8 protein-coding genes and 2 tRNA genes are annotated in these 9,003 nt (G+C 41.1%); 4 read left to right on the top strand and 6 right to left on the bottom strand.

The window, feature by feature from the left end; genetic code table 11:
- Nucleotides 1-517 precede the first annotated feature (517 nt).
- The 6 genes from AACW75_RS20035 to AACW75_RS20010 all read right to left on the bottom strand — a co-directional run bounded on the left by AACW75_RS20035 (nt 518) and on the right by AACW75_RS20010 (nt 5,167).
- Nucleotides 518-1,111 (bottom strand): response regulator transcription factor, encoded by a 594-nt coding sequence (locus AACW75_RS20035; RefSeq protein ID WP_237297939.1) that lies wholly within the window; start codon nt 1,109-1,111, stop codon nt 518-520.
- A gap of 170 nt (nt 1,112-1,281) precedes the next feature.
- Nucleotides 1,282-1,680 carry a hypothetical protein gene (locus AACW75_RS20030; protein WP_237297938.1) on the bottom strand — a complete coding sequence of 133 codons (399 nt, stop codon included), beginning with the start codon at nt 1,678-1,680 and terminating at the stop codon, nt 1,282-1,284.
- Between the two features lie 105 nt (nt 1,681-1,785).
- Nucleotides 1,786-2,904 carry a response regulator gene (locus AACW75_RS20025; RefSeq protein WP_237297937.1) on the bottom strand — a complete coding sequence of 373 codons (1,119 nt, stop codon included), beginning with the start codon at nt 2,902-2,904 and terminating at the stop codon, nt 1,786-1,788.
- A gap of 97 nt (nt 2,905-3,001) precedes the next feature.
- Entirely contained in the window at nt 3,002-3,352 is a 351-nt protein-coding gene (locus AACW75_RS20020; RefSeq protein WP_237297936.1) for an Hpt domain-containing protein, read from the bottom strand.
- Nucleotides 3,353-3,629: 277 nt separating this feature from the next.
- Nucleotides 3,630-4,634, bottom strand: coding sequence for a low-specificity L-threonine aldolase (gene ltaE / locus AACW75_RS20015; RefSeq protein WP_237297935.1), 1,005 nt, complete (start codon nt 4,632-4,634; stop codon nt 3,630-3,632).
- A 17-nt stretch (nt 4,635-4,651) separates the two neighbouring features.
- Nucleotides 4,652-5,167, bottom strand: a complete 516-nt coding sequence (locus AACW75_RS20010; protein ID WP_237297934.1) for an NUDIX hydrolase — start codon at nt 5,165-5,167, stop codon at nt 4,652-4,654.
- Between the two features lie 287 nt (nt 5,168-5,454).
- On the opposite strand from AACW75_RS20010, the gene AACW75_RS20005 reads away from it, so the two are divergent.
- From AACW75_RS20005 to AACW75_RS19990, 4 genes are all read left to right on the top strand, one after another.
- Nucleotides 5,455-7,110 carry an ATPase RavA domain-containing protein gene (locus AACW75_RS20005; protein ID WP_237297933.1) on the top strand — a complete coding sequence of 552 codons (1,656 nt, stop codon included), beginning with the start codon at nt 5,455-5,457 and terminating at the stop codon, nt 7,108-7,110.
- Nucleotides 7,111-7,121: 11 nt separating this feature from the next.
- A complete protein-coding gene (viaA, locus tag AACW75_RS20000; RefSeq protein ID WP_017076023.1) occupies nt 7,122-8,567 on the top strand; it encodes an ATPase RavA stimulator ViaA in 1,446 nt (481 codons plus the stop codon).
- A 199-nt stretch (nt 8,568-8,766) separates the two neighbouring features.
- Nucleotides 8,767-8,840, top strand: a tRNA-Cys gene (locus AACW75_RS19995).
- A gap of 51 nt (nt 8,841-8,891) precedes the next feature.
- A tRNA-Gly gene (locus tag AACW75_RS19990) sits at nt 8,892-8,967 on the top strand.
- Nucleotides 8,968-9,003 lie beyond the last annotated feature (36 nt).

The following is a 9,003-nucleotide window of genomic DNA, read 5'->3' as shown; positions in this document are numbered from 1 at the left end:
ACTTACGCGATGATAAAAGCGTTGAACAAGCTTATTGGGTTAGGTATGCCTGAAACTTGTCGTATTGACTAAGAAATACGCGAAACGGGGTGGCTCTATCTCTAAATTTAATTACGCAACAAAGCCCTTAAAGGCTGGAAAGGACCTAAGCAAGTTGTGCGAATGATCTTAGAGAAGAAAGGTTATCAGATTGAATCTAAGGTAACTGTCGGGGATATTGGCCTTTTGCTTAGATTATTAAAGCGACGTAGATGTGCGACTATGATGATGAATTTTGGTCAATCGATAGATGGTTTTAAATTTATTGAGATTCCGGAATCTTACTATTCGACTGGACGCCCAAAAATTGCGACATATATTAAACAGACACACCGTAACAACGCACTTCACCAACTACTCATTAGCGTGATTGAAAAGAACTTAAACTTAGCTTAATAGCTTAATAGCTTAATAGCTCAATAGCTTGAACACGTTAATCGCGTTGTAAGGCATCAATATTGGGCAAGAAGCTAACTGGTTAAATAGTACTGTTAAGTTGAACCAGTTCGACGATCGATTTGGCTCGGTACTTACTTAGAATTCTCGTTTTATAAGTGCTGATAGTCTTGGCACTTAGAGACAGTTTTTCTGAGATAAGCTTGTTCGAGTATCCTTGAATCAGATACTGGAAAACGATCACTTCTTTATTGGATAGCTTGGTGCTTTTGCTACTGTTCTTTTGATCCGATTTGAACAACGAGTATCCTTTCATAATATTTGATAGGGCGAAGCGAATGGATTCATGGCTTTCGTTTTTACTAAGAAACCCGTTGGCACCCAATGATAGAGCTACCTCAGACAAGCTTGAGTTATCTAAAGAAGAGACAAATAATAACTTTCCTTCGTAACCGTGCGCCTTGATTATCTTCGCAAGGTTCATACCATCGTTGTTTGTTAACGTCACATCGATAACAATCAAATCAATGCTCTGGCTTTTTACTAGCTTCAGTACCTTGTCGGTATCGGTAGTTTTATAGAGATCTTCAACATTTAGCGAGTCCATGATCAACTCGGCAAGTGCTTCTCGGTAAAGAGGTTGTTCATCTATGATTAGAACGTTCTGATTTGTCATAAGTCACCTACGTTATTGCTATCTGACGTCCTGTCTCTTTGAGTTCTAAGATTGTGATAAGCGATAATTTTATGTGAAAATATAGAGGTTAGGGTGAAAATGACATTTTAACATTTTGAAAATCTGGTATTTACAAAGGATGCGCGTTACTACTTACAAAGATAACGTAACTAATAGGTAGCGCGACCTCGTGCTTTATACAGTATTTGGTTGTAATTTAGACTGTTCAACTCTTCTTTAGTATATAAGTTGACCAATACGTCGTTGCACTTGTTTATTTTGATACGAATATCGTGTTTACCTTCATAGGGAGTGGTGAGCAAGGCTGAAAGCTTGATAATTGCCAAACATGTCTTTTTTGAATGCGGCAAAAGATTATGAATATCGAGATAGTAATCGAGCTGTTTGTCTTTTGTTAGACGGTCCGATGATTTCATGAGTATCATTTCTTTTCTGATATTACTTAACTGTTGCTGTGATGTTTGCAAGCGTTCTTTAAAGCCATTGAGCATATGAATTTGGCTCCGAATAATACTCGGGTGTTGGTCTTTATTAATGCTGTCTTCCAACCTTGCTACGAATGTCGGTGTTTCGCTTAAAAATGAGCATTGTTCCAATAAGAAGCAAAGGTGGTAGAAATCATAAAAATGAAACTCAGAGGTATAATTGAGAGCTTATTTGATACTTAGCGTTGCCGTTTTTAGATCACCTTTGATCAATCCAATGTGCGCAGAGATAAGTTTATCCTGAAGAATAAGCTCTGGCGTTTTACCGATATCATTGAGAATCGAATTATATGAAACAAGCTGCCTTTCAAAGAGGTTTATTGAACCTCCAAGTGTTTGTTTATAGAGAAAAGTACGCATGTAGTTAATCTTTGTATAAAACCCGCCACGAAAGGTATTAATGTTCTTCTCGTAATACCTTTTCATATAAGTGAAAGAGTCTTGATAAGCCCCAGCAGCGATAGATAAATTCGCAATCACCAATTCACGATGTGCGCCCGCATCAAGTAACATCGCTGACTGTTTCAAATGATCTATCGCGTTGGGCAGGTCTTCTTCAATCGAGTATATGTTCGACATTTCGTCGTGAAAGTATGGGTTGTTTTTTCTGGATTTTACTAAGCTGAGGATTTCTTTGGCTTCATCCACTTGGTCTGTTTCAATGAGCGTGCTCGCTAGGCCGGTTTTAATCCAGTCCAAGTCATCTTCTTCGAGTAAGCTTTCATACTCTTCTTGAGCTTTATTAAACTGCTTACTTTTTAGCAAGGCAGAGGCTTTGTACTTTCGGATAAGTTTAGAGTATTCAGGGTGAAATGGCTGAAGCTCGTCGCACTCACGCACAACACCAGCAAAATCGAATTCAGTTAACTTCTCAAAGATCGGCGCGAGGACCACTTTGCGATTTAAGGATGAAAATATCCGTTTAATAAAGAACTGTTTATTAAAAGGTTTAAGCAGGTAGTCGTCAGGATCTGAATCCACGATAGATCGCACGACGTTGTAATCATTTTCACCAGTAAGGAACATAAAAACCGTCGTCGATTTTAAAATTCGAGCGTGTTTGAGTTCTTCCAGCAGTTGGTAGCCCGTCAATTGGGTTTGGAAGTTGTAGTCACAGATTATAATGTCAAACGAGTTCTGGCGGCATTGATGAATAACATCGAAAGGTTTGTATGCATAAGATATGGATTCAAAACCGATTTGGCGCAAAATTGTGGTTACACTGCTTGTAACGAGTCGAGAGTCGTCTGCAACCAGTACCGTATATTTTTTTATATCGTTATTCATTATTTTAACTGTTGACTAAATTTAGCTAATTGTAACAAAACGGAAATAGCTAAAAATATCTGAGAGTGAAAACAAGAAAAATCCTACAATGATTCAATTAATTTCCTACGCTATTAATATTAAGCCAATCTTCAATTGACTCGACACCGTGTGAGATTAATTTAATAGTATTGAGATTTGTCTGTTCGACATTGTTATTTCCAGCTTTCAAATCTTGCTCTTCCACTTTAATGAGTTGCTCTAGTGGGAGGTGTCCGATTGAAGAAAGGCCCCCCTTTATTCGGTGCATGATTTGCAAGATTTTTGCGTGCTCAGGCTTTGTATCCCTTAGTTGCTCTAAGTCTTCTTGCATTACGCTAATGTAAACTTCAGCAAGGTAAATTCTTTGATCGCTAGGGTAGCTATTTAACCAATCGATGTTATTGGATTTACTCGGTCCAGATTGCATAAGAATATTGATTGAGATATTTGAAAGAAAGGGTATCTATAATGGTCAGTTAATGGCAATAACGCAGAGTTATTGAATTGATGTGATTGATAGTTAAAGTGTATATTGGTGGGTAATTAGGTAGAAGTATATTTAATACGGGTGAGCAAATAGAGTGTTTAATGAAATGGGTAATAGAAATCAAAAAAGACCATTAATGCGAAATAGTATTAATGGTCATTTTGTAGCAATACTGTGCTTAGTCGTCAGTGCGTTCAATCGATCTGGTGTTACGAATTTATAGCGACTTCTCTATAGCGATAAGGAAGCGAGCAATGTCTTCCGCGTTAATATCACGGTGAGTAACAAACCGAACAGGATTACTCGGTGACATCGTAATGCCTTGTTCGCCTAACTCTCGTGCGATTCGGTTAATATCCACAGATTCATCTAACTTAGCAAACACGATGTTAGTTTGAATGAAATCAGGATTAACAGAGAAACCTTCTAGTTTACTTAGGCCAATTGCTAGGTTTTTCGCGTTCTCGTGGTCAACTTTTAGTTGAGCAACGTTTTCAGTCAGCGCCATTTTACCTGCAGCAGCAAGAATACCTGCTTGACGCATACCGCCACCAACCATCTTACGGAGACGACGGGCTTTAGCGATGTACTCTTTGTTGCCCAATAGTAGCGAACCGACCGGAGCGCCTAAACCTTTCGATAAACAAATCGTCATTGAGTCGAAGTGCTGTGCGATTTCTTTTACGTGGACATCTAAAGCGATAGCAGCGTTGTAAACACGTGCGCCATCTAAATGCATTTGTAGACCATGTTGGTTTACGAAATCACGAGCCTCAGCTAAGTAAGACATTGGCAGCACTTTACCATTAATCGTATTTTCTAAGCTCAGAAGCTTAGTACGCGCAAAGTGGCTGTCGTCTGGCTTAATCGCAGCTGCAAGTTTTTTAAAATCTAACGTGCCGTCTGGGTTGTTCTCGATTGGCTGAGGCTGAATCGAACCTAAAACAGCAGCGCCGCCGGCTTCGTATTTGTAGTTGTGAGCTTGTTGGCCACACAGATACTCGTCACCACGCTCACAGTGAGCCATGAGGCCAAGTAAGTTGGCTTGAGTGCCTGAAGAAGTGAACATTGCAGCTTCAAAGCCTGTCTCAGTTGCAGCCCATTGCTCTAGACCGTTTACGGTAGGGTCATCTCCGTAGACATCGTCACCTACATCTGCGTTTGCCATTACATCACGCATAGCTTGTGAAGGCTTGGTTACGGTATCAGAACGAAAGTCCATATTTCTCTCCTAGAGTCTTATAAATAGCCACATAGTTGTGCTTTGCTTAAACAAGCGATGGTTTTTGTATCGGTAATTTGATCGTATCGTATTTTATCGTGCAATTCTTCTAAGCTAAGCTCGATGACTTCTATTACTTCATCTTCATCACACTCGAAGCGAGTTGTGTGGTTGAGGTCTTTTGCAACGAACAAATATTGTATTTCATCGCAGAACCCTGCGAGTGGGGTAACTTGACCCAAACTTTGGAACGAGCAAGCACTGTAGCCTGTCTCTTCTTCGAGTTCGCGTTGCGCGCACTCAAGTGGTGTCTCATTAACTTCCATCGTTCCTGCGGGTAGCTCTAACAACCACTTTTTAAGCGAAGGGCGGAATTGGTTAATGAGGATAATCTTTCCAGACGAAGTGATTGGTAGAATAACTGCCGCGCCAGGGTGGTGTATTGTTGTATGTTTTACCACGACGTTCGTAGGGAGCGTCACGTTCTCTTCTATGAGAGAAATACTTTTCCATTGATGGATAACTTTACTCATGCAGTCTGGCCACATTCCTTGCCAATTTGTCGATAACTGAAGACGTGCACCACCTTAACGTCTATGGTGTCGAAAATAAAAGAAAATTTAGGCTTAGCTATAGATTTAGTTTCACACCGATCGTGAGGTTACTCTCATATTTGGAATCTATGATTGCGCCAAAATTACGACCGTAACCATCTGATATAAATACAACTCAATAATAAAATACACTTGTAACAAAGTGCTAACAAATGTATAAAAACATATCTACACTCTCAACTGTTCAAAGATTTTCGGAGTAACGCATGAACCCTTCTATTTCCTCACATGCTGACAAGGCGCTACTCTCTGAAAGAATCAATAAATTAGCGCATGCTCTGTCTGATGGTGTCTATGAAAGAGAAGACACGATTAAGCTATGTTTACTGGCTGCTCTGGCTGGCGAAAGTGTGTTTTTATTGGGCCCTCCAGGTATTGCAAAAAGCCTTATCGCAAAACGCCTCATTCAGGCTTTTGACAACAGTAGTTATTTCGAATATTTGATGACGCGTTTCTCTACACCAGAGGAAGTGTTTGGCCCATTAAGCATTCAAGAATTAAAAGACAACGGTCGCTATGTAAGATTGACCGAAGGTTACTTACCAACAGCACAAGTCGTATTCCTTGATGAGATCTGGAAAGCCGGCCCTGCGATCCTTAATACGTTGCTGACTGTGGTCAACGAAAAAACATTCAAAAATGGCAGTGAAATTGAACGCGTGCCAATGCGTTTGTTAGTGTCTGCATCAAACGAACTTCCAGATGAAGACAGTGGCTTAGAAGCACTGTATGACCGAATGCTGGTTCGCGTGTTTGTAAACCGTATTCAAAACAAACAAAACTTCAAATCGATGCTGACTACTGGCACATCTCAAGAGGCGGTTATTCCAAAAGGCTTAGCGATTACTGATATTGAATACCATCAATGGCAGAAAGAACTCGATAAGTTGGAACTGACTGATAACTCGTTTGACAAGCTGTTTGAACTTAAAACCATGCTTGAAGAGACGGTCAAGAAACAAGGTTCATCTGCAGAGACTGAGTTGTACGTTTCGGACAGACGTTGGAAAAAAGCCGTTAAGCTATTGAAAGCGAGTGCGTTCTTCAGTGGTCGAGATAGCGTGAATCCATTGGATATTATGCTACTGCAAGATTGTTTATGGCATAGCCCAGAATCGCGTGATGTGGTTCGTAGTGTTGTAAAAGACTTTGCATTGAATCGAGCGTTTGACCAACAAGAGTCGAAAGCTCAGATCGATATGTCACGTGAAGAGTTAGAAGAAATTCAAGACGATGTCGAATCGACGTTGTCTGTATCGTTGTCGATGGAGTCAACCAGCGGTTTGCTGCGTAAAGACGTTTATCAAAACGATATCAAGAACTCGAAGATGTACAGCGTTGGCAGTGCATACAACCTAGTGAAGTTGGTATTGCTTCAAAGCAACATGTCAGTTTCTGAATCAGAGAAAGGCGATAGCCGTTGGGTATACGTAGCTAAGGATGACTTCGACCGTGTGCTAAAAGAAGGCCATGGTGATATTTATGGTTACGTTAACGAAAACAAAAACCTGTGCCGTTTAAAACTGGATCTCGATGCTTCAAACCAGTTGGTTATTAAAGATATCGCCAATCGTTCTGTACTGGTGAGTGTCGTGACATCCGATGGATTGGACCAAGAATTGTACAACAAGTGGTTAAGTGGCGCGGAGAGAGCACTAGAACAGTTGACTGAAGCTGAGTTCAAGTTAAAGAGAGTCCGCACCGAGTTCCACGATGCACTACCTCATAGCTACATCGACCCTGAACTACCAAAAGCGATGGAGTCAAGCTTACAAGCGGTAACGCAAGATCTCGAAACAACAAAAGTGAAGAGCAGTAAAATCGCCCAACGTATTAAGTTTATGAGTCAGTACTTCGAGTAAGGGAGACGAGTATGTTAGGAGCAGACGGCTTAAACCTTGCTTTAATGGTTGCTGACTCAGGCATTATTGATACGGCGATGAATGATCTCATCGCTCGATCTCAAGTTATGATGGCAGCTGAAAACAAAGGCGTGAAGACGTCGGTAAAAAATCACTTGGTCAAATGGCGCGGGAAAGTGAAAAAACGCGTGACCAAAGTGTGTGAGACCGATAGGTTCCAAGAGGAACTTGCGCTCTATCAAGAAGTTATTTATTGGAATGAGTCCCAGTTTTTTGATGACATAGACAGTGTCATCAAAAAACTGGAGTGGCACTCTGCATTTTACCTACAAGCAAGACGTCTAATGGAACATAACAAGGGCGTTTACAACGCAATGTTCCCTCATTATTTCTGCGACCAGTGGTATCAATCACTTTCTGATGCAATCAAGCAAGCTCAAGTGATCGAGCTTGAAACCAGTAAAGAAAAGGTACTCGCCGACTTATATCAGCGCATGGAAACCATGAAAAACATGGATAAAGTGACGGAATCTGGTGATGAAGGCAGCGTAGGACGCTTGTGGGATATGGCATCGGCTAAGCTCAGTAAAACTGACTTAACGGTAATGAAGCGTCATGCCGAGTTTTTGAACAAGCACAAAGGTTTACAAGAAATAGCTGAAAAACTAGGTCGAATGGCAGGTGAGGAAGATGATCCTTCTCTACACAAAGCACCTGTAGAAGAACTGCAGATGGTGGAAGAGAAAAGTGATGAAGCGGTCGACGATATCGTGGGGATTCATGAAAGCGACGATCTAAACAAGATGCTTCCAAACGAAACCATGTTTTTAGCTTACCCTGAACTTGAAGTTATCTTTTACAAACACTTGGCGGACAAGCGCCTGTTGAGCTATCGCTCACAAGGTAAATCTCGTACGTTACGTAAAGTTAAAGCGCAAAAGCCAGATAGCAAGAACATCGATATTGAAAAAGGGCCGTTCATCGTCTGCGTGGATGCCTCAGGTTCAATGAGTGGCTTCCCAGAGCAATCGGCCAAAGCAATGGCTTATGCGTTGATGCAAATTGCTCTTGCGGAAGAGAGAGACTGTTACGTGATTCTGTTCTCTTCTGAGCAGATCACCTATGAGTTAACAAGGCAAGATGGTTTGCGTGAAGCTAGTGACTTCTTAAGCTACTCGTTCCACGGCGGTACCGATTTAGAACCGGTTCTCATGAAGTCGATTGATTTGATGACGGGTGATAAATACAAGAATGCAGATTTGATCGTGCTATCCGATTTTATCGCGCCAAAACAATCAGATGAAATGATTGCCCAAGTAGAAAAGCTCAAAGAACACAAAAACCGTTTCCATGCGGTAAGCCTTTCTAAATACGGCAACCCGCAACTTATGACCATGTTTGACCATTGTTGGGCTTATCACCCAAGTTTAGTCGGTCGTTTTATGAAGAAGTGGTAGTGTTCGATTACGCTGATTGAATCCCTTTTGCTGTATGTTTTTTGACTCAAGAGATCGAACATGCAGCAATTTGATTTAAATGTCGGCAAACGGAATTTAAATTCACTTTTTTGTTTGACTATCCTCCTTCAATCCGTAAAGTAGGCACCCGAACACAGCGGGGTGCCTTACTAGGCTTTCCAAAGTGTTGATGTAAAAAGGCGCCTTGGCAGAGTGGCTATGCAGCGGATTGCAAATCCGTGGACCTCGGTTCGACTCCGGGAGGCGCCTCCATTCTCTTTCTTCTTTTTGTTTATGCGAAGGGATGAATAGAAGAATGAAAATGCGATACTAGCTCAGTTGGTAGAGCGCAACCTTGCCAAGGTTGAGGTCATCGGTTCGAACCCGATGTATCGCTCCAAAATTTGTAATGTTGATTCATTTTGACATTAAGATG

This window comes from Vibrio sp. L3-7, from assembly GCF_963898195.1.
GTDB classification, from domain to species: domain Bacteria; phylum Pseudomonadota; class Gammaproteobacteria; order Enterobacterales; family Vibrionaceae; genus Vibrio; species Vibrio echinoideorum.
This window is presented reverse-complemented; position numbering and strand designations above follow the sequence as displayed.